This is a genomic window from Stenotrophomonas sp. YIM B13575, assembly GCF_042787595.1.
Lineage (GTDB): Bacteria > Pseudomonadota > Gammaproteobacteria > Xanthomonadales > Xanthomonadaceae > Stenotrophomonas > Stenotrophomonas lactitubi_B.
The window spans coordinates 1-26,948 of the sequence record NZ_JBHZOP010000112.1 but is presented as its reverse complement, the minus strand read 5'-3'; the positions used below and the strand labels follow the sequence as shown (position 1 = coordinate 26,948).

At 67.2% G+C, this 26,948-nt stretch carries 26 protein-coding genes; 12 read left to right on the top strand and 14 right to left on the bottom strand.

What is annotated here, in order from left to right; genetic code table 11:
* Positions 1–137 precede the first annotated feature (137 nt).
* Together ACFX4F_RS16830 and rsgA are read right to left on the bottom strand one after the other, a co-directional pair.
* Positions 138–1,391: a flavohemoglobin expression-modulating QEGLA motif protein gene (locus ACFX4F_RS16830; protein WP_380657297.1), complete on the bottom strand. Its 1,254-nt coding sequence runs from the start codon at positions 1,389–1,391 to the stop codon at positions 138–140.
* Between the two features lie 172 nt (positions 1,392–1,563).
* Positions 1,564–2,673, bottom strand: coding sequence for a ribosome small subunit-dependent GTPase A (gene rsgA / locus ACFX4F_RS16825; protein WP_099820985.1), 1,110 nt, complete (start codon positions 2,671–2,673; stop codon positions 1,564–1,566).
* A 112-nt stretch (positions 2,674–2,785) separates the two neighbouring features.
* On the opposite strand from rsgA, the gene ACFX4F_RS16820 reads away from it, so the two are divergent.
* Genes ACFX4F_RS16820 through ACFX4F_RS16810 form a run of 3 tightly spaced genes read left to right on the top strand, consistent with a single transcriptional unit; the run spans position 2,786 to position 5,417 of the window.
* Positions 2,786–4,060, top strand: coding sequence for a pyridoxal phosphate-dependent aminotransferase (locus ACFX4F_RS16820; protein WP_100462668.1), 1,275 nt, complete (start codon positions 2,786–2,788; stop codon positions 4,058–4,060).
* A gap of 3 nt (positions 4,061–4,063) precedes the next feature.
* The gene (locus tag ACFX4F_RS16815) at positions 4,064–4,681 is read left to right on the top strand and encodes an SGNH/GDSL hydrolase family protein (protein ID WP_380657292.1); all 618 of its coding nucleotides are present in this window, start codon (positions 4,064–4,066) and stop codon (positions 4,679–4,681) included.
* 4 nt (positions 4,682–4,685) lie between these two features.
* Complete coding sequence (locus tag ACFX4F_RS16810) at positions 4,686–5,417, top strand: class I SAM-dependent methyltransferase (protein WP_380657289.1); 732 nt, start codon at positions 4,686–4,688, stop codon at positions 5,415–5,417.
* A gap of 338 nt (positions 5,418–5,755) precedes the next feature.
* On the opposite strand, the gene ACFX4F_RS16805 is transcribed toward ACFX4F_RS16810, so the two are convergent.
* On the bottom strand, positions 5,756–6,535 hold the full coding sequence (locus ACFX4F_RS16805) for a polysaccharide deacetylase family protein (RefSeq protein WP_380657286.1): 780 nt from the start codon (positions 6,533–6,535) through the stop codon (positions 5,756–5,758).
* Positions 6,536–6,595: 60 nt separating this feature from the next.
* On the opposite strand from ACFX4F_RS16805, the gene grxD reads away from it, so the two are divergent.
* Positions 6,596–7,522: a Grx4 family monothiol glutaredoxin gene (grxD, locus tag ACFX4F_RS16800; RefSeq protein ID WP_380657284.1), complete on the top strand. Its 927-nt coding sequence runs from the start codon at positions 6,596–6,598 to the stop codon at positions 7,520–7,522.
* A gap of 92 nt (positions 7,523–7,614) precedes the next feature.
* On the opposite strand, the gene ACFX4F_RS16795 is transcribed toward grxD, so the two are convergent.
* The 3 genes from ACFX4F_RS16795 to ACFX4F_RS16785 form a co-directional block, all read right to left on the bottom strand.
* The gene (locus ACFX4F_RS16795; RefSeq protein ID WP_099820979.1) at positions 7,615–8,154 is read right to left on the bottom strand and encodes a DUF924 family protein; all 540 of its coding nucleotides are present in this window, start codon (positions 8,152–8,154) and stop codon (positions 7,615–7,617) included.
* A 43-nt stretch (positions 8,155–8,197) separates the two neighbouring features.
* On the bottom strand, positions 8,198–8,974 hold the full coding sequence (locus ACFX4F_RS16790) for an AMP nucleosidase (RefSeq protein ID WP_025874105.1): 777 nt from the start codon (positions 8,972–8,974) through the stop codon (positions 8,198–8,200).
* Between the two features lie 127 nt (positions 8,975–9,101).
* Complete coding sequence (locus ACFX4F_RS16785; RefSeq protein WP_380657281.1) at positions 9,102–12,506, bottom strand: autotransporter domain-containing protein; 3,405 nt, start codon at positions 12,504–12,506, stop codon at positions 9,102–9,104.
* A gap of 255 nt (positions 12,507–12,761) precedes the next feature.
* Between ACFX4F_RS16785 and ACFX4F_RS16780 the strand changes: the two genes are divergently transcribed.
* From ACFX4F_RS16780 to ACFX4F_RS16760, 5 genes are all read left to right on the top strand, one after another.
* Positions 12,762–14,171: an amidohydrolase gene (locus ACFX4F_RS16780; protein ID WP_380657278.1), complete on the top strand. Its 1,410-nt coding sequence runs from the start codon at positions 12,762–12,764 to the stop codon at positions 14,169–14,171.
* Positions 14,172–14,188: 17 nt separating this feature from the next.
* Positions 14,189–15,439 (top strand): amidohydrolase family protein, encoded by a 1,251-nt coding sequence (locus ACFX4F_RS16775; protein WP_380657300.1) that lies wholly within the window; start codon positions 14,189–14,191, stop codon positions 15,437–15,439.
* 19 nt (positions 15,440–15,458) lie between these two features.
* Positions 15,459–16,091, top strand: a complete 633-nt coding sequence (locus tag ACFX4F_RS16770; RefSeq protein ID WP_099820975.1) for a 2-hydroxychromene-2-carboxylate isomerase — start codon at positions 15,459–15,461, stop codon at positions 16,089–16,091.
* 95 nt (positions 16,092–16,186) lie between these two features.
* A complete protein-coding gene (locus ACFX4F_RS16765; protein ID WP_049464775.1) occupies positions 16,187–17,128 on the top strand; it encodes a DegV family protein in 942 nt (313 codons plus the stop codon).
* A gap of 78 nt (positions 17,129–17,206) precedes the next feature.
* Positions 17,207–17,545: a hypothetical protein gene (locus ACFX4F_RS16760; RefSeq protein ID WP_100553525.1), complete on the top strand. Its 339-nt coding sequence runs from the start codon at positions 17,207–17,209 to the stop codon at positions 17,543–17,545.
* 206 nt (positions 17,546–17,751) lie between these two features.
* Here ACFX4F_RS16760 and ACFX4F_RS16755 read toward each other — a convergent pair whose 3' ends face one another.
* Complete coding sequence (locus tag ACFX4F_RS16755) at positions 17,752–19,197, bottom strand: diguanylate cyclase (RefSeq protein ID WP_099820970.1); 1,446 nt, start codon at positions 19,195–19,197, stop codon at positions 17,752–17,754.
* 233 nt (positions 19,198–19,430) lie between these two features.
* Between ACFX4F_RS16755 and ACFX4F_RS16750 the strand changes: the two genes are divergently transcribed.
* Positions 19,431–20,294 (top strand): PA4780 family RIO1-like protein kinase, encoded by an 864-nt coding sequence (locus tag ACFX4F_RS16750; RefSeq protein WP_099820969.1) that lies wholly within the window; start codon positions 19,431–19,433, stop codon positions 20,292–20,294.
* A 72-nt stretch (positions 20,295–20,366) separates the two neighbouring features.
* Here the strand turns inward: ACFX4F_RS16750 and fghA are convergent, their stop codons facing one another.
* From fghA to ACFX4F_RS16725, 5 genes are all read right to left on the bottom strand, one after another.
* Positions 20,367–21,197: an S-formylglutathione hydrolase gene (gene fghA / locus ACFX4F_RS16745; protein WP_380657272.1), complete on the bottom strand. Its 831-nt coding sequence runs from the start codon at positions 21,195–21,197 to the stop codon at positions 20,367–20,369.
* Between the two features lie 63 nt (positions 21,198–21,260).
* The gene (locus tag ACFX4F_RS16740) at positions 21,261–21,620 is read right to left on the bottom strand and encodes a YqcC family protein (protein WP_236510136.1); all 360 of its coding nucleotides are present in this window, start codon (positions 21,618–21,620) and stop codon (positions 21,261–21,263) included.
* Between the two features lie 8 nt (positions 21,621–21,628).
* Complete coding sequence (locus tag ACFX4F_RS16735; protein ID WP_380657269.1) at positions 21,629–22,738, bottom strand: S-(hydroxymethyl)glutathione dehydrogenase/class III alcohol dehydrogenase; 1,110 nt, start codon at positions 22,736–22,738, stop codon at positions 21,629–21,631.
* A 63-nt stretch (positions 22,739–22,801) separates the two neighbouring features.
* Positions 22,802–23,077 carry a metal-sensing transcriptional repressor gene (locus ACFX4F_RS16730; protein ID WP_197606378.1) on the bottom strand — a complete coding sequence of 92 codons (276 nt, stop codon included), beginning with the start codon at positions 23,075–23,077 and terminating at the stop codon, positions 22,802–22,804.
* Positions 23,078–23,144: 67 nt separating this feature from the next.
* Positions 23,145–24,053 (bottom strand): LysR family transcriptional regulator, encoded by a 909-nt coding sequence (locus tag ACFX4F_RS16725; protein ID WP_380657266.1) that lies wholly within the window; start codon positions 24,051–24,053, stop codon positions 23,145–23,147.
* Positions 24,054–24,184: 131 nt separating this feature from the next.
* Between ACFX4F_RS16725 and ACFX4F_RS16720 the strand changes: the two genes are divergently transcribed.
* A complete protein-coding gene (locus ACFX4F_RS16720) occupies positions 24,185–25,288 on the top strand; it encodes an alkene reductase (protein ID WP_380657263.1) in 1,104 nt (367 codons plus the stop codon).
* Positions 25,289–25,334: 46 nt separating this feature from the next.
* Here the strand turns inward: ACFX4F_RS16720 and ACFX4F_RS16715 are convergent, their stop codons facing one another.
* Both ACFX4F_RS16715 and ACFX4F_RS16710 read right to left on the bottom strand, forming a co-directional pair.
* The gene (locus ACFX4F_RS16715; protein ID WP_380657261.1) at positions 25,335–25,904 is read right to left on the bottom strand and encodes a hypothetical protein; all 570 of its coding nucleotides are present in this window, start codon (positions 25,902–25,904) and stop codon (positions 25,335–25,337) included.
* Positions 25,905–25,938: 34 nt separating this feature from the next.
* On the bottom strand, positions 25,939–26,496 hold the full coding sequence (locus tag ACFX4F_RS16710; protein ID WP_380657258.1) for a hypothetical protein: 558 nt from the start codon (positions 26,494–26,496) through the stop codon (positions 25,939–25,941).
* A gap of 112 nt (positions 26,497–26,608) precedes the next feature.
* Here ACFX4F_RS16710 and ACFX4F_RS16705 point away from each other — a divergent pair.
* Positions 26,609–26,948 (top strand): VOC family protein (locus tag ACFX4F_RS16705; protein ID WP_380657255.1); only part of this gene is annotated, 340 nt, incomplete at its 3' end.

Here is a 26,948-nt window from a genome sequence, read left to right as displayed (position 1 = left end):
CTTGCGCTGGCCAGGACCGTCCACGGCATGGATGCCGTGGCCGAGCCTACAGGGACGTACTTGCGGCGTGTCCTGGCCAGCGCAAGCCCCCCGCTCTCCCCGATATCAATCAAGACGCCATAAGCCGCCAACGCATTTCATTCCGGCGCCAGCTGGTCCATCCGGATGCGGTTGGCGAACAGCGAGAACGCCAGCATGCCGGCCAGGCCGTTCGCCCGGCTCATCCAGTGCGGCAGCCAACGCGGTGGCTTCAGCACGCCCGATTCGAACAGCGGCGCGAACGCGATCGCATCGGTCAGGCTCATCTTGCCGGCGAACAGCCAGCGGCAGACCTGCAGGCGATCCTCGGCCAGCATGTGGCGGAAGAACGTGTGCACCGACACCAGACCGCGCAGGTACACCGTGTCCTTGGTGAAGGCCAGGCCACCGCTCGGCGGCACACCGCGGAATACCCGCTGCGCCGAGGCGAAGCTCTCTTCCGGGTTCTGCCCGGCATCGCAGAAGTAGCGGAACACCTCGATGAAGTCCGCACCTTCGCGCGCCATCGCGATCGCCTCGGTACGCAGGCTGATGCGCTTCAGTCGCTCGATGTCGATGCTGCCGGTGATCTGTTCGGCGAATGTCGCCAATCCTTCCTGGGTGGCCGTGACCCGTGGCGAGGACAGCGCCAGGCTCGGCAGCACCGGCTGCGCGCGGCCGTTCAATGCGGTCAGCGAATGCACCAGCGCTTCGTGGTGGAACAACTGCGCGCGGTCGTAGGCGCTGAAACGCGCACTGGTGCGCAGGCGGATGCGGGTCGGTCCGGCCGCTGCCTTGGAGACCAGCTCCGGATCCAGCTGCACCTGGATGATGCGTGATTCGAAGAACGCATCGAGGTCATTCTGCAGCTGCAGCTGCAACGCGATCGCCGAAACCGGCACCTGCTCTTCCGGCGCCAGCAGTTCGTGATCCAGTTCGGCAGCAATCTGGATGAAGTGGCGCGCTGCATCGCGCGTGCTCGGTCCGTTGCCGGGCAACGGTTGCTCGGGTGACCCGAACAACTGCACCGAACAGGCATCCACGGCCGCGGTACCGAGGCCTTCCAGCAGCTGTGCAGCCAGATCCCAGCTCTGCGCGGACTGCCGCACGTAATGGCCCAGCGGATGGCTTTCATCGCACTCGGCAGCGAGGGCGGCCAGTGCACGACGCTCCTCGCTGAAGTCCAGCTTCGGGTAGTCGACCACCGGCAGCGTCGGCTGGCCGCGCGCAACGCTGTCCAGGAAGGGTGCTTGCAGGGTTGCCGGCCAGCTGGTCAGGCCCAGCAGGCGGATGCCTCCTACGGCCTCGACCAGGCGCGCATCGAGCGCTGCATGGTGGGCCACGTCACGGTCCAGCGTCGCGGTCGGTTCCATGGGCGGACTATAACGCTCCGCTCTTGCTTTGGTAGGTGCCAACCTTGGTTGGCACAGATATGCATGCGCGGAAAGCATCCACGCATGGCGTGGATCTACTGGGCTGCCCCCTGCCCTGACAGTGCCAACCAAGATTGGCACCTACCAGAAGCGCGTTCCCGGTACCTCGGGCTCAGCGCCTGCGCGGCTTGCCGGCGGGGCGGAACTGCTGGCCCTTGCCTTTCCTGCCACCGCGCTCCTGCGCGGTCTCGGCCTGGCGCACGGCCAGCTTCGCGGCGGCGGCGGCCACTTCTTCCTTCAACTTGAAGTAGTTCTGCAGCCGGCTCTCTTCAATCTCGCCGGCATCGATAGCCGCACGCACGGCACAGCCGGGTTCCTGCTGGTGCATGCAATCGCGGAAGCGGCACTGCGCGGCCAGCGCTTCGATATCGGCGAAGCCGCCTTCGGCCAGCGTCTCTTCGCCGGTCGGCTTCAGTTCGCGCATGCCCGGCGTATCGATCAGGCAGGCGCCCATCGGCAGCGGCATCAGTGCGCGGTGGGTGGTGGTATGGCGGCCGCGCGAATCGTTGGCGCGCACCGTGTTGGTCTTCATCCGCTGCTCGCCCAGCAGCGTGTTGGTCAGCGTCGACTTGCCCGCACCGGAAGAACCCACCAGCACCACCGTGCGGCCCGGGCCCAGCCACGGCTCCAGCACTGCAACACTGTCCGCATCCAGGCCGTTGATCGCGTGCAGCGCGATGCCCTGCAGCTCCAGTTCTTCCAGCACCGCAAGCGCATCGTCGCTGTACTCGGTCTGGTCGGCCTTGGTCAGCACCACCACCGGTTCGGCACCGCCACCGCCCACCAGCAGCAGGTAGCGTTCAATACGGCGCGGATTGAAGTCCGCATCCAGCCCGCAGACGATGAAGACGGTATCGATGTTGGCCGCGATCACCTGCTGGTGGTAATGCTCACCGGCGGCGCCACGCTTGATGGCGGTACGTCGCGGCAACAGGGCGACGATGCGGATGCCGTCCAGCAGCACCCAGTCGCCCACCGCCGGCCGTTCGTGGCTGGGGAAGCGCGGGCGCTGCCATTCCGGCAACGATTCGGCCTTGATCGACGCCTCCGGGCCATCCGCCACCACGTAGTGGGTGCGGTGCTGTTCGATCACCCGCGCCGGGTGGGCCTGCGGGTGCGCAGCCATCACGGCCTGCCAGTCGGCCTGCTGCGGCGGGCCCGGCCAGGGCCAGCCAATGGTCTGCAGGGCGGTGAAATCGGGGGTCTGGGTCATCGCCGCCATTCTACCTGTGCGATGCCGCCCAGCCCAATGTTGGCGGGCCCTGCAGCCCTTGCCATGCGCTGCAGCAATTCCGCTACCATGGAACCCCCATGCCTTTTGCGGCCCACCGCCCATGTCCACTCCCTCGCCCAAACCCCTGGTCATCCGCGAGCGCCTTTCCGAAGTGCGCTACGAAATCCGCGGAGAACTGGCACGGCGAGCCCGGGAGCTGGAAGCGCAGGGCCACAAGCTGATCAAGCTCAACATCGGCAATCCCGGCGCGTTCGGCTTCCGTGCACCGGAACACCTGCAGCGCGCCATCGCCGATGACATGGGCCGCACCGATCCGTACACCCACCAGCAGGGCCTGCCGGTTGCCCGAGAAGCCATCGCCGCCGCCTACGCCCGCCGTGGCGCACCGGATGCCCACCCCGACCGTGTGTTCGTCGGCAACGGCGTCAGCGAGCTGATCGACCTGTCGCTGCGTGCGCTGCTCAACCCGGGCGACGAAGTGCTGGTGCCCTCGCCGGACTACCCGCTGTGGTCGGCCTCGACCATCCTCAACGACGGCCGCCCGGTGTATTACCGCTGCGCCGCCGAGAACGGCTTCCAGCCGGACCCGAGCGAGATCGAGACGCTGGTGTCCTCGCGCACCCGCGCCATCGTGCTGATCAACCCGAACAACCCCAGCGGCGCCAGCTACCCGCGCGAGCTGCTGGAGCGCGTGGTCGAGATCGCGCGCCAGCACAACCTGCTGCTGCTGGTCGATGAGATCTACGACCAGATCCTGTACGACGACGCGGTGTTCCAGCCGGTCGCACCGCTGGCCGGTGACCATCCCTGCCTGACCTTCGGCGGCCTGAGCAAGGTGCACCGCGCCTGCGGCTGGCGCGTGGGCTGGGCCCACCTCAGCGGCGACGACGCACGCCTGGGCGACTTCCGCGCCGCGCTGGACCTGCTGGGCGCGCTGCGCCTGTGCGCCAACGTGCCGGGCCAGTACGCCATCGACGCCGCAGTGAACGGGCCGGACACCATTTCCGAGCTGTGCGCACCCGGTGGCCGTCTGTATGAAACCCGCCGTGCGGTGATCGAAGCCTGCGAGGCCAGCGAGCATCTGTCGCTGGTCGCCCCCGCCGGTGCGCTGTACGCGTTCCCGGCCGTGGTCGGCGCCGCCGCCAAGGGCTTCGACGACCACAATTTCGCGCTGGACCTGATGAACAACGACGGCGTGCTGGTGGTACCGGGCTCAAGCTTCAACGTGCCTTACCGCCACCACTTCCGCGTGACCCTGCTGCCAGAGGCGTCGGTGATGCGCGACGTGTTCGCCCGTATCGATCGTGCCCTCGCCCGCCGTGCCGAAGACGCCACCAAGGTGGTGCCGCTGAAGCCCCGCCGGTCGGTGGCTTGAGCGATGGGCTTGTCGTATCTGGCCCTAGGCGATTCCTACACCATTGGTGAAGCGGTCGCGGTCGACGGTCGCTGGCCGCATCAGCTCGCCGCCGCGCTGCGCACGCAGGGCATCGATCTGGCCGACCCGCAGACGATCGCCACCACCGGTTGGACCACCGACGAGCTCGACGCCGGCATCGACCAAGTGGCGCCGCGAGGGCCGTTCGACTTCGTCAGCCTGCTGATCGGCGTCAACAACCAGTACCGCGAGCGCCCGCTGGACGAGTACCAGGTGCAGTTCCAGGCCCTGCTGCAGCGCGCGATCGGCTTTGCCGGTGGCCGCGTGGACCACGTGCTGGTGCTGTCCTTCCCGGACTGGGGCACCACGCCGTACGGTGCAGGCAGCGGTCGCGACCTGGCCCGCGTCGAGCTGGAGACCGACGAGTTCAACGCGGCTGCCGAGGTGATCAGCAGCCAGCAGGGCGTGGCCTTCGTCGACATCACCGATATCAGCCGCGACAACAGCGCTGACCCGACGATGATCGCCGAGGATGGCCTGCACCCGTCCGCACGGATGTATGCGCTGTGGAGTGCGCGTGCGCTGCCGGTGGCCGCGCACCTGCTGGGCAGGACGGACTGATCCGATGGACGGCACGCCACGGAACGGCACGCCTCTGCCCTGCTCGCCGCTCGATGCCGGACAGGCGCGCCTGATCGCCGAGTCCTTCCGGCCGATGCAGGCCTGGGGCAGCCGCCGCGATTACTACTACACCCGCGGCAAGCTGGGCAGCGACCCGCTGTATGACGGCGTACTGCAGCACCTTCCCGACGACGGCCAGCCGCTGCTCGACCTGGGCTGCGGGCTGGGCCTGTTCGCGCACGTGCTGCGCCAGCGTGGCCGCCAGCAGGCGTACCTCGGGGTCGACGTGGACAGCGACAAGATCGCGCGTGCGCAGCGCGCCGGCACCGGCCTGGCCGATGCACGTTTCGACTGTCTGGATGTGCAGGCACCCTTGCCGGCGCATGCCGGGCATGTGTTGCTGCTGGATGTGCTGCAGTACCTGGACGAAGCGCCGCAGCTGGAACTGCTGCGCGCGGTGAGCGCGCGGGTCGCACCCGGTGGCCGCCTGCTGCTGCGCACGCCGCTGGCGACCGGCGACCGCCGCGACCGCACCACGCGGGTGGCTGATCGGCTGGCCTGGCTGGTCGGCTGGATGGGCACGCGACCGCGTCACTACCCGGATCCGCAGGTGCTGCAGGCCACGCTGGCCGAGGCTGGATTGCGGGTGACGGCACCACGGCCGCTGCATGGGCGCACGCCGTTCAACAGCTGGCTGCTGGTGGCTGAGCGTCCGGGAACTGCGACCAACGGCTGAGCCCCTCGTGGTGCGCGGCCAGGGTGATCGTGAGATGGCCGGGTGGGTGGACTGCACAGGGGGCGCTGCAAGTACGTCCATGTAAGCTCGGTCGCCGCTTGCTCATGCGCGCTGTCCTGCGCACACGAGCAAGACCGGGGTTGGGCGTCCTGCCCAGCCCGCCCGAGGCATGCCTCGGGCCCAAGCGGCTCACGCCCCTGTGCAGCCCACCCACCCGGCCACGGACGGTTTACGGGGGCGTCCACCACGGAAGACAAGAGAGAAAAGCGAAGCGCAAACGCGGGTCGCTTCGCTCTTGCTGCGTCTGGCGCTCGCCGGGCGTGGCCCGGCGCTACCGGTCAGCCGGGCGGCAGTTCGGCCTTCAGGCCGCGCTCGTCCAGCGCCTGCAGCACGCGATCGATGATGGCCAGGTTGTGGCCGTGGGCGGCACCTTCATGCAACAGCACGATCGCACCTGGGCGCAGGTCGGGCAGCAGACGTGCCAGCACGCCGTCCGGCGTGCAGCCGACGCCGTCGTAGCCGCGGGCGCTCCAGCCCACGCGCACCAGGCCCAGCTTGCGCAGGACCGGTGCCACGAACGGGTTGGTCATGCCCACCACCGAGCGGTACCAGCGCACCGGTCGCCCGCTGACCGTCTGCAGCGCCTGCTGGCAACCTTCGATTTCCGCCGCCATCGTGCCCGGGCCCAGCCGCCAGAAGCGCGCCTGCGGGTGGCTGTGGCTGTGGTTGCCGAGGTCGTGTCCACGACGCAGGATCTCCTCCACCAGGGCCGGATGCGCCAATGCGCGCTCGCCGACCAGGAAGAAGGTCGCCCGTGCCTGGTGCCGGTCCAGCAGATCCAGCACCGCCGGGGTCTCTTCACTGGGACCGTCGTCGATGGTCAGCCAGACGTGGTTGCCGGCATCGGGCAACCGGCTCAGCACCGGCGCGTAGAAGCGGCTGTTGGGCAGGAACACCGGCACCATGAACAAGGCGTGGCTTGCCACCATCACGGCCAGGCCCCAGTGCCAGCCCGCCAGCACCCAGATCAGGATCACAGCCAGCTGCGACAGCAGCAGCCAAGGCACCCAGCGCCAGGGCCGGGTCGGGATGCGATGCAATGTTCCTGCGCTGGTCATTCCCCATGATGCCATGGGGGGTAGAATTGATGATTCGAATTTTTCGGACCCATGACTGCCATGTCCCTCGATCCCGCCCTGCGTTCGCGCATCGAAACCATCCTCAACGACAACCGCGTCGTGCTGTTCATGAAGGGCCAGCCGTCGATGCCGCAGTGCGGTTTCTCGGCCAAGGCCGTGGGTGCCCTGCAGGACCTGGGCGTGGAGTTCGCCCACGTCAACGTGCTGGCCGACGCGGAGATCCGCGAAGGCATCAAGGCCTATGGCGACTGGCCGACCATCCCGCAGCTGTACATCGACGGCGAACTGGTCGGCGGCAGCGACATCGTGCTGCAGATGGCCGCCAGCGGTGAGCTGAGCAGCGTGCTGGGCCTGGCCGCACCGGACCGTACCCCGCCGCGCATCACCGTTACCCCGGCCGCAGTGGAAATGCTGAAGGGCGCGCTGGCCGATTCGCCGGGTGCGTCGCTGCAGCTGGGCATTGATGCCCGCTTCCAGCCGAACTTCCAGCTGGCCCCGTACGACGAAGGCGCGATTGCCGCCGAGTCCAACGGCCTGCGCGTGCAGTTCGACCTGGCCAGCGCCCGTCGCGCCGACGGCATCACCATCGACTGGGTTGACGACATCCGTGGCAAGGGCCTGGCAATCGACAACCCGAACGCGCCCAAGCCGGTGCAGGAAATCAGCGTGCGCGATGCCGACGACCTGGTGCGTGCCGGCAACGTGATGCTGGTGGACGTGCGCCCGGCCGAAGAACGCGCCATCGCCGCAGTCGGCGTGCCGTTCAAGAGCTTCGATGGCAATGGCCGCGCCGAGCTGGAAGCACTGCCGAAGGACACCGCCCTGGCCTTCCTGTGCCACCACGGTGGCCGCAGCGCGCAGGCCGCAGAGCAGTTCCGTGCGCTGGGCTTCAGCAAGGTGTTCAACGTCACCGGCGGCATCGATGCCTGGTCGGACGACGTGGACAACGGCGTGCCGAAGTACTGATCGGCCGCAGTTGATACCCACGAAAACGCCGGCGAAAGCCGGCGTTTTCTGTTGAGCCCATCCACGCATGGCGTGGATCTACTCCTTCCGGTTTACCCGGCAAAACCGCCTTCGGCCAGGTAATCCAGTTCTTCCGGCGACGGCATGCGGCCAAGTACCGCATTGCGGTGCGGGAACCGGCCGAAGCGGCGGATGATGTCGCGGTGCAGTTCGGCGTACTGCAGGTATTCCTTGTCGCCCAGCACGTCGAACATCGCGACCGAGCGGTCCTGGTCCAGCGGATCTTCGGAATGCTCGAACGGCAGGTAGATGAAGGCGCGCAGCTTGGGGACCAGCTGCAGGTCCAGCCCCTCTTCGATCGCGCGCATGGCGTAGTGCCGGGCCAGGCCATCGGTGGCATAGGAATGGGCCGTGCCACGGAAGCAGTTGCGCGGGAACTGGTCCAGCAGCAGCATCAGCGCCAGCGCGCCCTCGGCGCTGCTCAGCCAGTGCTCGCGCGCGCGCGATGCGGCGGCATGGTGTTCGTCCGCGAACAGCGTACGGAACCGTGCGTCGAACGCATCGTCGCGGGCGAACCACTTTTCAGGGCCCGCGTCTTTCCAGAATTCCACCACTTGCGCGGCAACGTCCATCACCTACTCCCCAGGGCCGGCGCACCGCGCCAGGCCATCATCATCATTCGTCGAAGCGCAGGTGGCGGACCGACTTGCCGTTGCGCCGGATAAGCTTAAGCGCCTCGATGCCGATCTGGATATGGTTTTCCACGAACTGCGAGCTGACCTTGGCGTCGGACGCCTCGGTCTTCACCCCGTCCGGGATCATCGGCTGGTCTGAAACCAGCAGCAGGGCGCCACTGGGGATGTGATTGGCGAAGCCGGCAGCGAAGATCGTCGCGGTTTCCATGTCGATGGCCATGCAGCGCATCGCCCGCAGCCGCTCCTTGAAGGCCTCGTCGTGCTCCCAGACCCGGCGGTTGGTGGTGTAGACGGTGCCGGTCCAGTAGTCGTGGCCAAGGTCGCGGATCATGGTCGAGACCGCACGCTGCAGGGCAAAGGCCGGCAAGGCCGGCACTTCCGGGGGCAGGTAGTCGCCCGAGGTGCCCTCGCCGCGGATGGCTGCGATCGGCAGCACCAGGTCGCCCAGTTCGTTCTTGCGCTTCAGCCCCCCGCACTTGCCCAGGAACAGCACGGCCTTGGGCATCACCGCAGACAGCAGATCCATGATGATCGCGGCATTGGGGCTGCCCATGCCGAAGTTGATCATGGTGATGCCGTCGATGGTGGCGCTGGCCATGGGCCGGTCCAGACCGATCACCGGCGCACCGGTCAGCGCCGAGAACGTATGCAGGTAACCCCCGAAATTGGTCAGCAGGATGTGCTGGCCGAACTGGTCCAGGGGCACGCCGGTATAGCGCGGCAGCCAGTTGTCGACGATGTCCTGCTTGCTCTTCATGGGCGCTCCGCTGCGGCGTGGGGCCGATATTGTAGGCGCCCGCCTGCCTCACCACACCTGGCAGCGGCAACGAAGAAGGGCGGCCCTGCGGCCGCCCTCCCGGGGATTCCCTTGGGAACCGGATGGCTTAGAAGCGCACGGACCAACGCAGGTTGGCGCCATGGTCGCGGCTTTCATCGCCGAACTGGCCGGTGTAGCCCAGTTCCAGCTGCTGGTTGGCCGTCAGCCAGGCCGACAGGCCCAGTTCGGCCACCACCGCGCTGTCGGCGATCGGGGCGCCGCTGACCACGAAGGTATCGCCGCCGCTGGCAAAGCCCAGCCTGGCCGCCGGATTGCGGTCGCCCGAAGCGTGGCGGTAGCCCACCCCGCCGCGCACGTGCAGCCAGCTGTCCTGCTGGAACGAAGCCTTCAGGCCCTTGTCGAAGCGCACACCGGCAGTAGCCAGGGTGGTGCGGGTATCGTCGACGTTGCCCTGCAGGGCTGCCGCACCACCACGCTCGTTGACCGACTTCATGTCCACTTCAACGCGTGCCACCTGCAGGTACGGCTCCAGGCCGGCCTCGCGGCCGCCGAAGCGGTAACCCGCCTCGATGAAGGCCTGGCGGGTACGCCCGTCGTAGCGCGCGCTCAGCGTATCGCTGTAGCCGGCGAACGCCAGCTCACGGGTGCTGTCGACCTCGTGCTCGCTCCATGCCAGCCCGCCACGCAGGCCGAAACCGCCCCAGTTGTGGCTCGCGTATGCACCGAAGTGGGTGTTGTCGATCTTCGACTTCGCCCGACGGCCGTCCTGCTGCTTGACGTCGGTACGGCCGGTGCCGGCCAGCAGGCCCACCTGCCAGCCGCCGAACTGGCGGTCCACGCCCACCAGCAGGCCGTTGCTGTTGGCCTCGGTGCGGGCCGTATTGGCATTGCCATCCAGCGTGCCATTGCCACCGATTGCCTGCACCCACACACCGGTCGCGGCCGCTTCGTCACCGCCCGGCGAGATCGCACCGGCACGACGCGACAGCGCCGCATCACGCACATAGCGGCTGCTCTCGACCAATGCGATCGAAGTAGCTGCATGCAGCTCGCCGCTGAGGCTGTCCAGCGCTGCGCCCACCTGCTGCGGGAACAGCGTGGTCAGCGGCTTCGGCAGGCCCTGGTTGATCGCCAGAGTATCGGCCACGGCAGCGACCGCACGCTGGTTGTCGGTGGTAGCCGAGCTGACCAGCGAGTTGCCGCGGGTCACTTCGATGCGCGCGCCGTTGGCGCCATAGGCCAGGTTGAACTGCATGAAGGGCGAGAACGCGCTGAAGTCGGTGACGGCGAACTGCCCGTTCACGCCGCCATCGGCGCGGATGAAGTTGAACTGCTCACCCAGGTAGTAGAAGCCCGGTTCCGGCAGCGCCACCAGGGTGCCGCCGAGGGTGGCCGTGCCGGTGACATGCAGCTGGTCACTTCGGCTGCCCGGTGCCACCTCGGCCTGGTACACGCCGGTGGCGGTCTGCACGTAGTTGCCGTTGATGGTCAGCGTGCCGATCGAGTTGCCCGGGGCGATGACACCCGCCACCGTGGTATCACCCAGCTGGCCAACCCCCTTCAACGTGCCCTTCTCGCCCACGTAGGTGTGGCCACCGCTCTGCACGCCGTTGAAGGAGACCACGCCGCCGCTGACGGTCAGGTTGGAACCGTCGAGCACGCCACTGGCATTGATGCGGCTGCTGCCACCCAGGCTGTTCAGCGCAGTGTTCTTCAACGTGCCATTGAGCAGGAAGCTGCCGCCAGCCACCTCCACCGCGCTGGTCAGCGCATTGACGCCGTCAAGTTCCAGCACGCCCTCGCGCACCACCGCGCCGTTGAAGCTGTTGTCGCCACTCAGGCGCAGCCAGCCGATGCCGCTCTTGGTCAGCTTGCCCGGGCCGCCGATGTCGTTGGTCCAGTCGTCCCACGCATCGCCTTCCCACACCTTCAGGCCACCGGCCTTCTGGTTCATCACCACGTTGGTATCCACGCGCAGCGAGCCATAGCCTTCAATGGCCTTGGCCAGGTTCATCATGCCCCAGCCGTAGACGTCGTCCACACCCGCCGCGCCGAGATCGGTGGCGGTGGTCAGCAGCACGTCGCGCACCTGCGCGTTGTCCAGGTACGGGAAGCGTTCAAACAGCAGGCCCAGCGCGCCGGTGACGTGCGGTGCCGCCATCGAGGTACCGGTCATGTCCTCGTAGGCATAGGTCGGCATGCGCTGCTGGATGTCCAGACCGATAGCATTGCCGGTCTGGAACGGTGTACCGATGATCTGCGAATCGGCGCCGTAGGCAGTGGAGGCGATGTCGCTGCCCGGCGCCGCCAGGCACCAGTTGGCGCTCAGGCCACAACGCATGGAGCTTTCTGCCAGCACCAGGTTGCGATCGACGTTGACCACGCTCAGCCAGTACGGCTCCAGGTCGGCCTGGACGCGCGGCAGCGTGGCGTGCACGCCGGCAATCGGCGCGTCTTCCGGCGAGGTGTTGTACGGATAGGTATTGCCGGCAGCCCACACCTGGATCATGCCGTTGGCACGCGAACCATCGCCGATGATCTGGAAATAGTCGTCGTAGGCTGGATCGTTGAAGAAGTCCGCGTCCTGCTGGTCAGCGGTGGTCGGCTCGTTGGTGAAGCCCCAGCTGTGGTTGACCGCCCGCACCTGCTGCGCGTTCAACTGCTCGTACAGGTCGGCAAACACTGCATCGGACGCACCAATGCCGACCGAGCCATTGCGGTACTGGTTGGTCGACGGATCGACGTCCCAGACGGTGAGGCTGTTGAAGAACAGGCGTGCCACCGAAAGATCGGCGCCAAAGGCAACGCCGTGCGTGCCGGAGCCATCACGGTTCGCAGCGATGGTGCCCGACACGTGCGTGCCATGGGTGTTGTAGGCCAGACCTTCGAACAGGCCCTGGCGATTGACGTTGTCGATGTTCGCCTGGTCCATGTCGAGCAGGGTCATGTCGATGGCCACGTCATTGCCATCGCTGCTGAAGCAGGCATCCGGTCCGCTCAGCATGGTGGTGTTGGTGCACGACGATCCGTCAGCCAGGCGATCGGCCAGGTGGATGCTGCGGTGGTTCTTGCCGGCGAATTCGGAGTGGTCCAGCCCGGTGCCGCTGTCGAACACGCCCAGGCGGATACCTGCACCGGTCAACCCACGCGCGTATGCGGCGTCGGCATTGACGGCCTGCAGGCCCCAGTCGCGGTTGAACTCGCTGGTGCGCCAGCTGGCGCGATCAGCGGGGGCGCCCATCACCGGCTGCAGCTCGCCGCTGGCCATCGGCGCGATGCTGATCGACGGCGCGAGCGATGCAGAGGCAGGCGCTGCGGTGACGACCGGACGCGCCAATGCCGCCTGCAGGCTGCGTTGGTACTGGTAACGGGACAGATCGTCGGTGTTGCCCTGGGCCAGTGCCGGCAGGGTGGCTGCCATCAGCAGCGAGCCAACGATGGCCGATGCGAGGGGGGAAGGCAGGAAGGAACGACGGCGAGAGGTGGAGCGATACAACGTTGCAACGGTCATCGGGGATTACGTCCTTGATTCCATGGATTGTTTCAGGTGCTGCTCCCTCATGGAGCACGGTGGGAACACCTTCGCGGCGCGTCAGCGCGCGCTCACCCGCATGTCGCTATCGACGAGTGTCCTTGCAACTTAATATATTTTTCACATGTGCACTGTCGGGAAACTCCCCACATCGCCCCTGCCCAAGGTCACTTGGCAAGCAGGCCAGTCCCCGGCTAGCGTCGGTGGGTTGAACACGCTGCCAAGGGGATCTGCATGACATCGACGTTGTTGCGCGCCGGGTTGGGACTGGCGCTGGTATCGCTGAGCACGGCGCCGGCCGTGGGCGCTTCGCGCTTCGTCGCCGATCCCTACCCGAGCACCTACCAGGCGCATCCCGATGGGCCGCTGCTGATCCAGAACGCCACCGTGCTGACCGGCACCGGGCAGCGGCTGGACAACGCCGATGTACTGCTGCGCGATGGCCGCATCGTCGCCGTCGGCGATGCGCTGCAGGTCGATGCCAGCGTCACCCGCATCAACGCGGACGGCAAATGGGTGACCCCGGGCCTGATCGACGTGCATTCGCACCTGGGCGTCTATCCCAGCCCTGGCGTCAGCGCGCACAGCGACGGCAACGAGATGACCGCGCCGGTCACCGCCAATGTCTGGGCCGAGCATTCGGTATGGCCGCAGGACCCCGGTTTCCAGGCGGCGCTGGCAGGCGGAGTGACCAGCATGCAGGTGCTGCCCGGCTCGGCCAACCTGGTCGGTGGCCGCGGCGTAACGCTGAAGAACGTGCCTGCCACCACCTATCAGGCGATGAAATTTCCCGGTGCGCCGTGGGGCCTGAAGATGGCCTGCGGCGAGAACCCCAAGCGCGTCTACGGTGGCGGCAAGGGCGTGGCACCTGCCACGCGGATGGGCAACGTGGCCGGTTACCGCGCAGCCTTCATCGACGCGGCCGACTACATCGCCAAGAACAAACCGAAGCCAGCCAAGCGCAAGGGCTGGTTCGGCAGCGACAAGGGCGACAGCGCCGGTGACGCCGGCGGCAAGCGCGACCTCAAGCTGGATACCCTTGCAGGCGCGATCCAGGGCGATATCCGCGTGCACATCCACTGCTACCGCGCCGATGAAATGGCCACCATGCTCGACCTGTCCAAGGAATTCGGTTTCAAAGTGGCCGCCTTCCACCATGGCGTGGAGGCCTACAAACTGGCCGACCGGCTGGCTGCCGAAGGCGTGTGCGGGGCACTGTGGGCCGACTGGTGGGGCTTCAAGATGGAGGCCTTCGACGGTATCGCCGAGAACATCGCGCTGGTCGACCGGCCGAAGAACAGCTGCGCCATCGTCCACTCCGACTCGCCCGAAGGCATCCAGCGCCTGAACCAGGAAGCGGCCAAGGTGATGGCCGCCGCGCGCCGCGCGCACATGCCGGAGATCGCACCGGAACGTGCGATCACCTGGATGACCGCCAACGCCGCCAAGGCGCTGGGCATCGAAGCGCAGACCGGCACGCTGGAAGCCGGAAAGATGGCCGACGTGGTGATCTGGAACGGCAACCCCTTCAGTTCGTATGCACTGGCCGAGCAGGTGTTCGTCGATGGCCGCCGTGTGTACGACCGCAGCACGCCAGCGGCGACGCCGCGGTCGGATTTCCAGCTTGGGCAGGAGCTGCGCTGATGGGCATGTTCAAGGCAATGGCGAAATCTGCCGCAACGCTCGGCACGGCCGTGATGGCGCTGGCCTGCATCGCGCCGCCTGCGCAGGCGCAGGACCTGCTGGTGCGCGGTGCCACGGTCGCTACCGCCAGCGCACGCGGCAACGTGGAAGACGCCGACGTGCTGGTGCAGGGCGGCATCATCCGCGCGGTGGGTCGCGGCCTGTCCGCACCGGCTGGCGTGCCGGTGGTCGAGGCCAAGGGCCGCACGCTGACCCCTGCCCTGTTCGGTGGCATCACCGAGATCGGCATCGAGGAAGTGTCCGGTGAATCGAGCACGGTCGACAGCGCGCTGAAGATCGGTGAGCAGCCCCTGCGTCCGGAATTCGACGTGACCCTGGCCTACAACCCCGCGTCGGTACTGATTCCGGTGGCACGCCTGGATGGTATCGGCTTCACGGCGCTGGGCGCGGCCACCGGCGGCGGCTTCGTCGCCGGCCAGGGTGGCGTGGTGCGTTTCGATGGCAGTGCCGACCCGATCGGCCCGCGCGCCCTGTTCCTGCGCCTGGGTGCGGCGGCGTCTGAACTGACCGGGCAATCGCGCGCGGCGCAGTGGATGCTGCTGCAGCAGATGGTCGATGAAGCCCGTGGCCTGGTCGCCGCCGATTCGCCGCATGCGCTGCTGACCCCGGCCGGTCGACGCACGCTGGCGCGCTACCTGTCCGGCCAGGGCCGCATCGTGGTGGAGGTGGACCGCGCGGCCGACATCCGCCAGCTGCTGCGCTGGGCGGCCCGCGAGAAGGTCAAGATCGCCATCGCCGGCGGTGCCGAGGCCTGGCAGCTGGCACCGGAACTGGCAGCGGCCAAGGTACCGGTGTTCGTCGATGCACTGGGCAACCTGCCGGCGACCTTCGACCAGATCGGCGCCACTCTGGAAAACGCCGCACGGCTGCAGCGCGCCGGCGTGGCGGTGGCCTTCGCCCAGCGCGACGACGCCTCGCACAATGCGCGCAAGATGCGCCAGCTGGCCGGCAACGCGGTGGCCAATGGCCTGCCCTGGGCCGACGGCCTGGCTGGGCTGACCCGGGTACCGGCCGAGGTGCTGGGCGTGGCCGACCAGATCGGCAGCATCGAGCCGGGCAAGCGCGCCGACCTGGTGCTGTGGGAAGGGGATCCGCTGGATGTGGCGCACTATGCCGAGCAGGTCTGGCTGGGCGGCCGTGCGATGCCGATGCGCTCGCGCCAGACCGAACTGCGCGACCGCTACCTGCAGCGCAACGCGCAGCCCTGACCGCTACAAGGAGCCACCGATGCCCACGCTGCGCTGGTATTTCGACTTCGTCTCGCCCTATTCCTACCTGCACTGGCAGAAGGTGAAGCGGCTGCCGCAGTTCGAGCACATCCAACCGGTACCGATCGCCTTCGGTGCGGTCCTGCACCATCTCGGCAACCTGGGCCCGGCGGAGATCCCGGCCAAGCGCCGCTTCATGTACCGCCAGCTGCTGTGGACCGCGCAGGCCGAGGGCACCCCTCTGCGCTTTCCGCCCGGGCATCCGTTCAACCCGCTGGCGGCCCTGCGCCTGTGCCTGGCCGCGGGCGCCAGCACCGAGGCGGTGGATGTGCTGTTCGACTGGATCTGGCGCGACGGCCACGCGGCCGACAGCGCCCCGGCCCTGCGCGACCCGGCCGCCCGGCTGGGTATCAGCGACGTGGAAGCAGCCATTGGCGAGCCGGCAATCAAGGAACAGCTGCGACGCAACACCGACGCAGCGATCGAGGCTGGCGTATTCGGCGTGCCGACCCTGGCCATCGACGGCGAACTGTTCTGGGGCAACGATACCCACCCGCTGATGGCAGCGGTGCTGGACGACCCGGGCCTGCTGGATCGCCCCGACTGGCAGCAGGCGGTGGCCCTGCCGATGGCAGTGCAGCGCAGTCGCTGAACAGGCAGTGGCGCATTTCCCTCGCGCGCCCGATCCGGTTTTGAGATAGTTTTCACATTTCCGAACCTACAACCGCCCTGGAGGGGGAGCCGCGGATGCGCATCGGAATCGTCGTCGACTCGGCCTGCGACCTGCCGCAGGACTTCATTGCCGAGCACAACATCGTGCTGTTGCCGATCACCGTGCGGATCGGCGAAGCCGTGCTCGCCGACCACCGCGACGAGCAGGCCACGCTGAGCTTCCTGCACGCGCACGTCGCCGAACACGGCGCCGAAGCGGAGACCATCCCCTTCAGCGTCAACCAGATCCGCGACCTGTTCCTGCAGCGGCTGGTGATCGACTACGACCACGTGTTCTGCATGACCATCACCAAGACCCGCAGCCCGATCCACGACAACGCGCTGCAGGCCAGCTTCGCCATCCTCAACGACTACAAGCCGGTGCGGCAGGCGGCAGGCTACAACTCGCCGTTCGCGCTGCGCGTGCTGGACACCCAGAACCTGTTCGCCGCACAGGCGGTGACGGCGGTGGAAGCAGTGCGCCTGCGTGCCAGCGACGCCAGCGTGCAGCAGATCCGCGAGCGCCTGGAGGAACTGGCCGGCAACGTGCACGGCTACATGGTCACCCGCGACCTGTACTACATGCGTGCCCGCGCCCGGCACAAGGGCGACCGCAGCGTCGGCCTGCTCAGCGCGGCGCTGGGCAGTGCGCTGGACATCAAGCCGGTGCTGCATGGCTATCGCGGCGAGACCGGGCCGGTGGCGAAGATCAAGGGTTTCGACAATGCCGTGCTGAAGCTGTTCGGCGTGGTCGGCCAGCGCGTACGCGCCGGCCTGATGACGCCCACCGTGTGCGTCAGCTATGGCGGCGAACTGGACGAGCTGCGTGCCCTGCCCGGCTACGCGCAGATGAAGGAGGTCTGCGCCGGCCATGGCGTGACCGTATACGAATCGGTGATGAGCCTGACCGGCATGGTCAACGTCGGCAAGGGTGCGGTCACCGTGGGCTTCGCCGATGGACCGCATCGGTTTGAATGAAGGCCAACCACGCATTGGAATCTGCACATCGATTCCACCGCGCTTATGCCAGCCTAGCGCCACCTCAAGGAGATCAACATGCCTGCGCAGTACCACATCAGCCTGCCCGAACCGTCCAAGGCCCGCGGCAACGACCCCGACCTGTCTTTCCATTCGCAGGGCGCCGCTGGCTTCGCCGAAGAACTGCAGAACGCGCTGCGCAATGGCAGCCTGTTCGAGCGCTGGCGCGACAAGCAGCCGGACCCGGATGCGGTGGAACCGCAGTGGGGCGTGACCGATCCGGAAGCCACCGTGACCGGTGAGCAGAAGGATCTGCGCATCAACCTGGTGGCCACCACCCGCATCGACAGTGACGTGTTCAAGCAGCGCCTGCGCCTGCTGGCCGGGCACCACTGGGAACTGCGCGACGTGCGTTGAGGTGCGCGCCGGGCATGGCCCGGCGCTACCTGCCCCGCTCTGCTATCTGCCCCGCTCTGGTAGACGCCAACCTTGGTTGGCGCCTCCGGGAAAGGGCTGCCAACCAAGGTTGGCAACTACCCGAGCCGCCGGACATGGTCCGGCGCTACCAGTTCGCTGTCCTTACCAGCTGCCGCAGAGCGCGAGATACACAGTGCCACGCGTGCTCAACAGTCCAGCGTGCCGTGTGCGCCGCCGTCGTCGTCCAGCACGTGTGCGTGCAAGGTCACCTGGTTGCGGCCGGCACGCTTGGCCGCGTACAGGCCGGCATCGGCATCGGCCAGCAACTGTTCGGCGCTGGCCAGCGCCGGTGGATGCAGGTAGCCCACCCCCACGCTGATGCTGACCGGGCCCTCCGGCAGTGGCAGCGCTTCCACCGCCTCGCGCAGACGCTCGGCCAGTGCCAGCACACCCGACAGCGGGCTGCCAGGCACGATCACTGCGAACTCCTCACCGCCATAGCGCGCCACGCTGTCAGCCGCGCGCCCGGCGGTGGCCTGCAGCACCGCGGCCACTGCCTGCAGGCAACGGTCGCCAGCGGGATGACCGTGCTCGTCGTTGAATGCCTTGAAATGGTCGATGTCCACCAGCAGCAGGCCCAGTTCGGTGCCGCTGCGGCGCGCGCGGTTCCATTCGGCCAGCAGCAGCGTATCGAACTCACGGCGATTGGCTACGCCGGTCAGGCCGTCCTGCCGCGCCAGCTGATCCAGGCCCGCTTGACGTTCCAGCAGATCGATCTGCAGCAGCGTGCTGCGCAGGCCGAAGCCCAGCGTCGCCACCACGAAGCCGGTCACCGCCAACGGCCGCGCATGGTCCACCACCAGGGTGCCGACCACCAGCAGCAGCAGGGGCAGGATGATCGGCCCGCCCGCCTGCACCAACCGCAGCAGGCGCGGATGCAGCACGAAGCCCGGCGCGGGTGCCTGGCGCAGCGCCAGTACCGCCAACAGCAGGAACGGCAGGTCGATCAACAGATCGTTGTAGGCGCCGAACGACTGCTCGGCGGTGTAGTGATTGATGTAAAACGCCAACAGCAGATAGGACAGCGCATACAGCGCCAGCGCGCGGTAGAAGCTGCGCCGTTCAGGCGCGTCACCGGCGACCCAGCGCACCACCGCGAAAGCGGCGATGCACAGGTTCTGGATGTCGAACATGCGCTGCATGTGCGCCATCGCCTGGTCGTCAATATCGATGCGGTCGGCAAAGGACTGGGTATGCACGAAGAACAGCACGCCCAGCAGGGCGGCCATCACGCCATCGATCAGGCTGATCATCCGGCGTTCGCGACGGGCGCGGGCGAGGATGAACACCAGCGGCACGCCGTACAGCACATACAACAGCAGGCTGGCGCGCGGGGTGATGTCGGCCCGGCCAGCCCCCAGGGCGTCGGCCATGTTGAAGGCCATGCCACCGGCCCAGAGCAGCAGCGCCAGTGCAGTGGCCCGCCAGCCCAGTGCAGCGCGGTCGCGCTGGCCGCGCCACAGGCAGGCCGCGGCGGCCAGCAGAGGCGCTGCGGTCAGGAACACGAACGAGCCGCCACCGGCCGCACCCGGCCAGAACGCCACGACCACGCCGTGGCAGATCACGAACATCAGCGCCAGCACAACCAGCATGCATCCCCCATGCGCAAGGCCGTATGGCGGCACGATAGCGCGCCGCCACGCCACAGCGGCGTGATCCGCGTTGGAAAAGACGGATACGCGACAGTGGCAGCCGTCTCGCGAAATGGTTGCCCGGCGACGCTCGCGGGCCAGCCGGGAAGCCGCCCGACAGCCGCGACCTGTAAAATGCGAAAATCCCTCCCCATCCTGGCGAGCGCCTCCGCGCCGGCCACCCCAGATATCCCGTGAAAACCCCCGAAGGACTGCGCGCGCTGATCGACGACGGCGTGATCGATGAAGTGCTACGCCCGCTCAAGAGCGGCAAGGAAGCGGCCGTGTACGTGGTACGCAGCGGCAACGAGGTGCGCTGCGCGAAGGTCTACAAGGACATGGCCCAGCGCAGCTTCCAGCAGCGCGTGCAGTACCAGGAAGGCCGCAAGGTGCGCGGCAGCCGTGAGGCGCGTGCGGTGGGCAAGGCCAGCAAGTACGGCCGCAAGCAGCAGGAAACGGCCTGGAAGAACACCGAGGTGGACTCGCTGTACCTGCTGCGTGATGCCGGCGTGCGCGTGCCCGAGCCATACGGCTACTTCCACGGCGTGCTGGTGATGGAGCTGGTCACCGATGCCGACGGTTTCTCCGCCGCCCGCCTGGGCGAAGTGGAACTGGAGCCCGAACAGGCCCGCCAGTTCCACCAGACCCTGGTCCGCCAGGTGGTGCGCATGCTGTGCTGCGGCCTGATCCATGGCGATCTCTCGCCGTACAACGTGCTGGTCGGTCCCGATGGCCCGGTGGTGATCGATTTCCCCCAGGTGGTCAGTGCAGGCGGCAACAACGCCGCGCGCAGCATGCTGCTGCGGGACGTCAACAACCTCACCGCCTACTTGGGCCGTTTCGCCCCTGAACTGCTGGACAGCTGGTATGGCGAGGAAATGTGGGCGCTGTTCGAGGCTGGCAGCCTGCTGCCGGACAGCGAGCTCACCGGCACCTTTGTGCACGATGAATCTACCGTCGACCTCGACAGCGTGCGCCACGCCATCAACGATGCGCGCGAAGAAGCCCTGATCCGCCAGCAGGGCCGTGAAGCGGCGGAAGAAGACGACGACGTATAAGCGCCACGCCATGCGTGGCGGCTCGACGCTACGGACAAGCCAGAGCAGCCGAGCGTGGGCTCGGCTACAGGGTCAGGCCTTCAGTGCGCGGGCGTGGTGGGCGATGTGCTCGCCGATGAAGCTGGCGATGAAGTAATAGCTGTGGTCGTAGCCGGGCTGCAGGCGCAGGCTCAGCGGATGGCCGACGGCATCGCAGGCCTGCTGCAGGCGCTGCGGCTGCAGCTGGGTGTGCAGGAACTCGTCGCCCTCGCCCTGGTCGACCAGCAGCGGCAGGCGCTCGCCAGCGCTGGCCACAAGCGCGCAGGCATCCCACTGCGCCCAGTCGGCCGGGTTGTCACCGAGGTAGGCGGTGAACGCCTTCTGTCCCCACGGCACGTGACTGGGCGCGACGATCGGCGAGAACGCCGACACGCTGCGGTAACGGCCGGGGTTGCGCAGCGCGATCACCAGTGCACCGTGGCCGCCCATCGAATGACCGCTGATGCCCCGCGCGTCGGTTGCCGGGAAATCCGCTTCGATCAGCGCCGGCAACTCCTGCGCGATGTAATCGTGCATGCGGTAGTGCTTGGCCCACGGCGCACGGGTGGCGTTGAGATAGAAGCCGGCGCCCTTGCCCAGGTCATAGCCCTCGGCATCGGCCACGTCATCGCCGCGCGGACTGGTATCCGGGGCGACGATGATCACGCCGTGCTCGGCCGCATAGCGCTGCGCCCCGGCCTTGGTGATGAAATTCTGCTCGGTGCAGGTCAGCCCGCTCAGCCAGTACAGCACCGGCAGCTTCTGCGTCTCCGCCTGCGGCGGCAGGTACACGGCGAACTGCATGTCGCAGCCCAGCGTGGTCGAATGATGGCGATAGACGTCCTGCCAACCGCCGGCACAGGCGCGGTGTTCGATGCGTTCCATGATGTTCTCCTGCGCGGCGCGTCAGCGCACGCGTGCTTCTGGTAGATGCCGACCGTGGTCGGCTTATCCACGCACGGCGTGGATGCCTTTGTTGATCAGTTCGTCCAGCTGCGCCAGCAAGCGCAGCAACGGCTCGACGCCAGGCTGGCCATCAAGATTGCGATATGCCGCCGCTGCCACGTTGCTGCGCGGCGGCCACTGGCCATCAGCGCGGGCCTCGTGCAGACGCGGCAGGAATACCTGCCCCAGCCACTGCTCGAACGACATGCCATCGTCGCTGCCGAAGGCCGAGGTCACCGCACGCGGCGGCCCCACTTCACCCACGACCCAACCCAGCGCGCGCAGCGCCTGTTCGATCGGAGCCACCAGGGCCGCGCGCGGGTCTTCCGCACGCGGCCGGCGCAGGGCATCCAGCCAACCCATGATGCGCCTCAGTAATGGACCACCGAACGGATCGACTTGCCTTCGTGCATCAGGTCGAAGGCGTCGTTGATCTTGTCCAGGTCCATGGTGTGGGTGACGAACGGGGCCAGCTCGATATCGCCCTTCATCGCGTCTTCGACCATGCCCGGCAACTGGCTGCGGCCCTTCACGCCACCGAACGCGGTACCCATCCACTTGCGGCCGGTGACCAGCTGGAACGGACGGGTGGAGATCTCCTGGCCCGAACCGGCCACGCCGATCACCACGCTCTGGCCCCAGCCACGGTGGGCGCATTCCAGCGCCGCACGCATGACGTTGACGTTGCCGATGCACTCGAAGCTGTGGTCCACGCCCCAGGTGGTCATTTCAACAATGACCTGCTGGATCGGCTTGTCATGATCCTTCGGGTTGATGCAGTCGGTGGCACCGAATTCGCGGGCCAGCTCGAACTTGGACGGGTTGGTATCCACCGCGATTATGCGGCCGGCCTTGGCCTGGCGCGCGCCCTGGATCACCGCCAGGCCGATGCCGCCCAGACCGAACACGGCCACGCTGTCGCCTTCCTGTACCTTGGCGGTGTTGTGTACTGCACCGATGCCGGTGGTGACGCCGCAACCGAGCAGGCAGACGTGCTCCGGGTTCGCGTCCGGGTTGATCTTCGCCAGCGACACCTCGGCAACGACGGTGTATTCGCTGAAGGTCGAGCAGCCCATGTAGTGGTAGATCGGCTCGCCGTTGTAGCTGAAGCGGCTGGTGCCATCGGGCATCACGCCCTTGCCCTGGGTGGCACGCACCGACACGCACAGATTGGTCTTGCCGCTCTTGCAGAACAGGCACTCACCACACTCGGCGGTGTACAGCGGAATCACGTGGTCGCCCGGCTTCACGCTGGTCACGCCCTCGCCCACTTCCACCACGATGCCGGCGCCCTCATGGCCCAGCACCACCGGGAACAGGCCTTCCGGATCATCGCCGGACAGGGTGAACGCATCGGTGTGGCAGACACCGGTGTGGGTGATCTTGACCAGCACTTCGCCCTGCTTCGGCGAGGCAACGTCGATCTCGACGATCTGCAGCGGCTGACCGGGACCAAAGGCGACGGCGGCACGGGATTTCATGATGGCACTCTCCAAAAAGGACTTGCGGAAAACAGGATGCGCGGCGCTGTGTCGCGCCGTCGTTCATTTCAGGTACGAGCGGATCAACGCGCTCATGTCGCGCACGCGTTCGGCGCGTTGTTCATCGGAAGCGGCAGGCTGGCCGAACTCCTCGCGCAGGTGCGCTTCCATCACTTCGGACATCAGGCCGTTGACCGCCCCGCGGATGGCGGCGATCTGCTGCAGCACGGGCCCGCAGTCGGCGCCGGCTTCCAGCGCGCGGTCCAGCGCATCGCACTGGCCACGGATGCGGCGCACGCGGGCGAGAACCTTCTTTTTTTCGTCGGGGGAGTGCGGCATGGCAGGCCGGCCTCGGAACTATACTGGGGGATAGTATACAGACAGCTGCCGCCACCTCAATCCTGTATCAATCGAATGCCCCCTCTGCGGCCAACCGGGTCAGCTCCTCCACCACGTAGCGCACCTTCGGACGCAGGTGCCGGGTCTGCGGCCATAGCGCGTGGATGTCGACGTGGTGCTGCATGCAGTGATCGAGCACCGACTGCAGCGCGCCGGACTCGAGATGCCGGCGCACCAGCGATACCGGCATCTGGCAGATGCCCAGGCCAGCCAGCGCGCCTTCGATCACCGCATCGCCATCATTGAGCTGGTAGGTGCCGCTGGGAATGAACACCCCCTGGGTGCCCGCATCGCCCATCCGCCAGGCCACGGGCTGTCCATGGCGGTAGCCGACGATGCTGCGGTGTACGTGTAGATCGTCAATGGTCCGTGGCGTGCCATGCGCCTGCAGGTAGGCCGGCGACGCGCAGGTCACGAGCCGCTGGCTGGCCAGCTTGCGTGCGACCAGGTGCTCGGCGTGGTGCAGGCCGCCGAAGCGGATCAGCAGGTCGATGCCTTCCTCCAGCGGATCAACGAAGTGATCGGTGAAGGTCATCGTCAACTGCAGGTCCGGATACTGCTGGCACATTTTCAGCAGCACCGGCAGCACCACCAGCCGCCCGAACGAGGACGGCATGTCGATGCGCAGGCGGCCGCTCGGCAGATGCGCAGCCGAGCCCAGGCAGGCTTCGGCTGCCGCGATTTCATCCAGCGCCGCCGCGCACGAGGCGTAGTACGCCTCGCCATCGGTGGTCAGCGCAATGCGCCGGGTGGTGCGATGGAACAGGCGCACCCCCAGCCGCGCTTCCAGCCGGGCAATGGCCTTGCCGACCGCCGAGCGCGAGATGCCCAGCGCATCGGCCGCTTCGGTGAAGGTGGCCGAGCGCGCCGTGGTGACGAAGGTCGCCAGGCCATTCAGGGATTCGACGGGAAGCATCGGCGGACTCGCTTATTGGGGACAGATAGTCCCGCTTGACGGGAAATTTACCGTCTTTATGCGCCTGCATGTCAACTCCATCATGGCGGTGTCGCGCCGCTGGCGCCCTCCCCCGCTCCGAGATGACTGACATGACCTCTCCCCTCTTCCACCCCTACGACCTGGCCGGAACACCACTGCGCAACCGCATCGCGATGGCGCCGATGACCCGCGCCCGCAACCCCGGTGCGGTCGCCAACGAACTCACTGCGCAGTACTACCGGCAACGTGCCAGCGCCGGCCTGATCATCAGCGAAGGCACGCCGGTGTCGGCGCAGGGCCAGGGCTATATCGACGTGCCGGGCATCTGGTCCGCTGAACAGGTCGCCGGCTGGAAGCTTGTCACCGACGCCGTACACGCTGCGCAGGGCGCGATCTTCGCCCAGCTGTGGCACGTCGGACGCATGTCACACAGCTCGCTGCAGCCCGACGGCGGCCAGCCGGTCAGCGCCGGCACGCGACCGGTGGCGAGCGATCCGAAGAACACCTCGTTCGTGTATCTGGACGACGGCAGCCGTGGCCATGCCGATCCGACGCCGCCGCGCGCGCTGCGCACCGACGAAGTGCCGGGTATCGTCAGCGACTTCGTACGCGGCGCTGAAAATGCCATCGCCGCCGGCTTCGATGGCATCGAGCTGCATGCTGCCAACGGCTATCTGTTCGAACAGTTCCTCAACCCGGTCACCAATGATCGGCAGGATCTCTACGGTGGTTCACTACGCAACCGCGCACGGCTGATCCTGGACACCGTGGATGCGATGGCCTCGCGCATCGGCGCGCACCGCATTGGCGTGCGCCTGGCGCCGAACAGCCAGACCTTCGACATGCCGGCCTATGCAGAGAACGAAGCCAGCTATCTTTATCTGGCCGAAGAGCTTGGCAAGCGCGGGTTGGCGTATGTGCATCTGAACGACAACTACCTGCGTGGCGCGCCCGTCATCGGCGAGACGTTCCTGAAGACCTTCAAGCAGAGCTACGGCGGCACCGTGATCCTCGCCGGTGGGCTCACCCGTGAGCGTGCTCTGCGCCTGGTCGAGGACGGCATCATCGACCTCGCCGCATTCGGCCAGCCGTTCATCGCCAATCCGGATCTGGTCGAGCGCCTGCAGCGCGATGTACCGCTGGCCGTGCCCGATCGCAGCACCTATTACGGTGGCGGCGTCGAAGGCTACCTCGACTACCCGCTCGCACAGTAGATCCACGCCACGCGTGGATGCGGTGCGCTCCTCGCCACCGGGCACATCAAGGTGCTTTCTCCACCTTGGTCGAGTCCGCGTCAAAGGTCAGCACCCGGGTACTGATCTCACCCTTGGCCGAATCCTTGCGACTCAGCTCAAGCCGCCCCTGGTTGCCCTGCGCCACCAGGCTGGCGGCAAAGCTGCCCTCGTTGGACAGCGCCGTGATCACGGCGGTGCCATCGGGCGCGACCCTCATGCCCGCCCGATCACGAACCTTGTAGCCCACGCCAACCGGCGCATCCAGCGCCATCACCGCGCTGCCATTGGCCATGGTGCCGATGCCACCGCGCTCATCGCCTTTCGCATCGTAGATCGTCATTCCCGTTGCGCGCGAGTTGCGCGCGACATCATCCGCATCCTCGGCAATCTGCACGCGCGTGCGCCCTTCACTGTCGAGCACGGTCAACTTGTAGGTACGGATCTCCGGCACCACGCCCGCATCGGGCGTGGCCACACTGGTCCCGACCAGGGCCAACGATGCGCCCAGTACGAACATCGAGACTGCCAGCAGATTCCTGCGCCGCAGCCTGTGCTCCAGGCGTTCCAGGCGTGCGGCTATATCCTGCTCATGCATGTAGTGCTCCTTGTTTGGCCCTGTGATGGGTCCGTCACCTGCTCTCAGCCTCCACCTGGATCACACGGGTGGAGGCTGCGACTTCGGCAGAAGCCACGTGGTTCAGCTCCAGCTGTCCTTCCGCCCCCTGCGCGACCAGCCTGGCAGCAAAGCCACCGGCGTTGGACAGGACACCGATGAACGCCGAACCGTCCGCTCCCACCTTCATCCCGGCCCGATCCGACACGCGATAGCCAACGCCGCGCGGTGCATCGAGAGCAACCGTGGCGCTGCCATCGTCGGCAGTCACCATGCCTCCGCGTTCCTGTTCATTGCCGTCGAAGATGATCAACCCCGCCACCCGCGCATTGCGCTTGATGTCCAGGTCCGGCGCGTCCTCACCGATCTCCACGCGCTTGCGGCCCTGGTGGTCAAGCACGATCAGGCGATGGGTGCGGATCTCCGCAGCAATGCCGGCCTCCGGCCGGGCAGAACCACGACCGGCCAGCATGATCGACATCATCAGCACGGGTGCTGCCACCAGCAGCCAGCGCCATCGGCCTGCCCGTTGCTCCAGCTTGCGTACTCGCGCTTCCACTTCCAGGTTCCGCATGGAATCCTCCCTGGCAACGGGGCCACCGGTCGGAACGACGAGGCACCCGGTCTGGAACTACAGTTCGATCCTAGACATCACATCCGCGTCCAACAACATGACGAAAGTCCCCATGAACTCCGTCACCATGTCCTTCATCGTCAACCTCGACGTCCCCGATGTTGCAGCGGCCGAAGCGTTCTACACCGAAGCCTTCAGCCTGCGGGCCGGCCGCCGCCTCGGCCCGGGCGCCGTGGAACTGCTCGGCGGGCCAACGCCGCTGTACCTGCTGCAGAACGACGCCGGCAGCGCAGCGACCGAAGACGGCGATGTGCGCGACTACGAGCGCCACTGGACGCCGCTGCATCTGGACTGGGTGGTGGATGACATCGAGGCCGCGGTGGTGCGTGTGGTTGCGGCCGGGGCGACGCTCGCGCAGTCCGTGCGCGAGCGTCGCTGGGGCCGCATCGCCG

What these genes read in the sequence shown, in the direction of transcription:
- ACFX4F_RS16830 (WP_380657297.1), bottom strand. Translation starts at nt 1,391, where the DNA reads ATGGAACCGACCGCGACGCTGGACCGTGACGTGGCCCACCATGCAGCG.
- rsgA (WP_099820985.1), bottom strand. Translation starts at nt 2,673, where the DNA reads ATGGCGGCGATGACCCAGACCCCCGATTTCACCGCCCTGCAGACCATT.
- ACFX4F_RS16820 (WP_100462668.1), top strand. Translation starts at nt 2,786, where the DNA reads ATGTCCACTCCCTCGCCCAAACCCCTGGTCATCCGCGAGCGCCTTTCC.
- ACFX4F_RS16815 (WP_380657292.1), top strand. Translation starts at nt 4,064, where the DNA reads ATGGGCTTGTCGTATCTGGCCCTAGGCGATTCCTACACCATTGGTGAA.
- ACFX4F_RS16810 (WP_380657289.1), top strand. Translation starts at nt 4,686, where the DNA reads ATGGACGGCACGCCACGGAACGGCACGCCTCTGCCCTGCTCGCCGCTC.
- ACFX4F_RS16805 (WP_380657286.1), bottom strand. Translation starts at nt 6,535, where the DNA reads ATGACCAGCGCAGGAACATTGCATCGCATCCCGACCCGGCCCTGGCGC.
- grxD (WP_380657284.1), top strand. Translation starts at nt 6,596, where the DNA reads ATGTCCCTCGATCCCGCCCTGCGTTCGCGCATCGAAACCATCCTCAAC.
- ACFX4F_RS16795 (WP_099820979.1), bottom strand. Translation starts at nt 8,154, where the DNA reads ATGGACGTTGCCGCGCAAGTGGTGGAATTCTGGAAAGACGCGGGCCCT.
- ACFX4F_RS16790 (WP_025874105.1), bottom strand. Translation starts at nt 8,974, where the DNA reads ATGAAGAGCAAGCAGGACATCGTCGACAACTGGCTGCCGCGCTATACC.
- ACFX4F_RS16785 (WP_380657281.1), bottom strand. Translation starts at nt 12,506, where the DNA reads ATGACCGTTGCAACGTTGTATCGCTCCACCTCTCGCCGTCGTTCCTTC.
- ACFX4F_RS16780 (WP_380657278.1), top strand. Translation starts at nt 12,762, where the DNA reads ATGACATCGACGTTGTTGCGCGCCGGGTTGGGACTGGCGCTGGTATCG.
- ACFX4F_RS16775 (WP_380657300.1), top strand. Translation starts at nt 14,189, where the DNA reads ATGGCGAAATCTGCCGCAACGCTCGGCACGGCCGTGATGGCGCTGGCC.
- ACFX4F_RS16770 (WP_099820975.1), top strand. Translation starts at nt 15,459, where the DNA reads ATGCCCACGCTGCGCTGGTATTTCGACTTCGTCTCGCCCTATTCCTAC.
- ACFX4F_RS16765 (WP_049464775.1), top strand. Translation starts at nt 16,187, where the DNA reads ATGCGCATCGGAATCGTCGTCGACTCGGCCTGCGACCTGCCGCAGGAC.
- ACFX4F_RS16760 (WP_100553525.1), top strand. Translation starts at nt 17,207, where the DNA reads ATGCCTGCGCAGTACCACATCAGCCTGCCCGAACCGTCCAAGGCCCGC.
- ACFX4F_RS16755 (WP_099820970.1), bottom strand. Translation starts at nt 19,197, where the DNA reads ATGCTGGTTGTGCTGGCGCTGATGTTCGTGATCTGCCACGGCGTGGTC.
- fghA (WP_380657272.1), bottom strand. Translation starts at nt 21,197, where the DNA reads ATGGAACGCATCGAACACCGCGCCTGTGCCGGCGGTTGGCAGGACGTC.
- ACFX4F_RS16740 (WP_236510136.1), bottom strand. Translation starts at nt 21,620, where the DNA reads ATGGGTTGGCTGGATGCCCTGCGCCGGCCGCGTGCGGAAGACCCGCGC.
- ACFX4F_RS16735 (WP_380657269.1), bottom strand. Translation starts at nt 22,738, where the DNA reads ATGAAATCCCGTGCCGCCGTCGCCTTTGGTCCCGGTCAGCCGCTGCAG.
- ACFX4F_RS16730 (WP_197606378.1), bottom strand. Translation starts at nt 23,077, where the DNA reads ATGCCGCACTCCCCCGACGAAAAAAAGAAGGTTCTCGCCCGCGTGCGC.
- ACFX4F_RS16725 (WP_380657266.1), bottom strand. Translation starts at nt 24,053, where the DNA reads ATGCTTCCCGTCGAATCCCTGAATGGCCTGGCGACCTTCGTCACCACG.
- ACFX4F_RS16720 (WP_380657263.1), top strand. Translation starts at nt 24,185, where the DNA reads ATGACCTCTCCCCTCTTCCACCCCTACGACCTGGCCGGAACACCACTG.
- ACFX4F_RS16715 (WP_380657261.1), bottom strand. Translation starts at nt 25,904, where the DNA reads ATGCATGAGCAGGATATAGCCGCACGCCTGGAACGCCTGGAGCACAGG.
- ACFX4F_RS16710 (WP_380657258.1), bottom strand. Translation starts at nt 26,496, where the DNA reads ATGCGGAACCTGGAAGTGGAAGCGCGAGTACGCAAGCTGGAGCAACGG.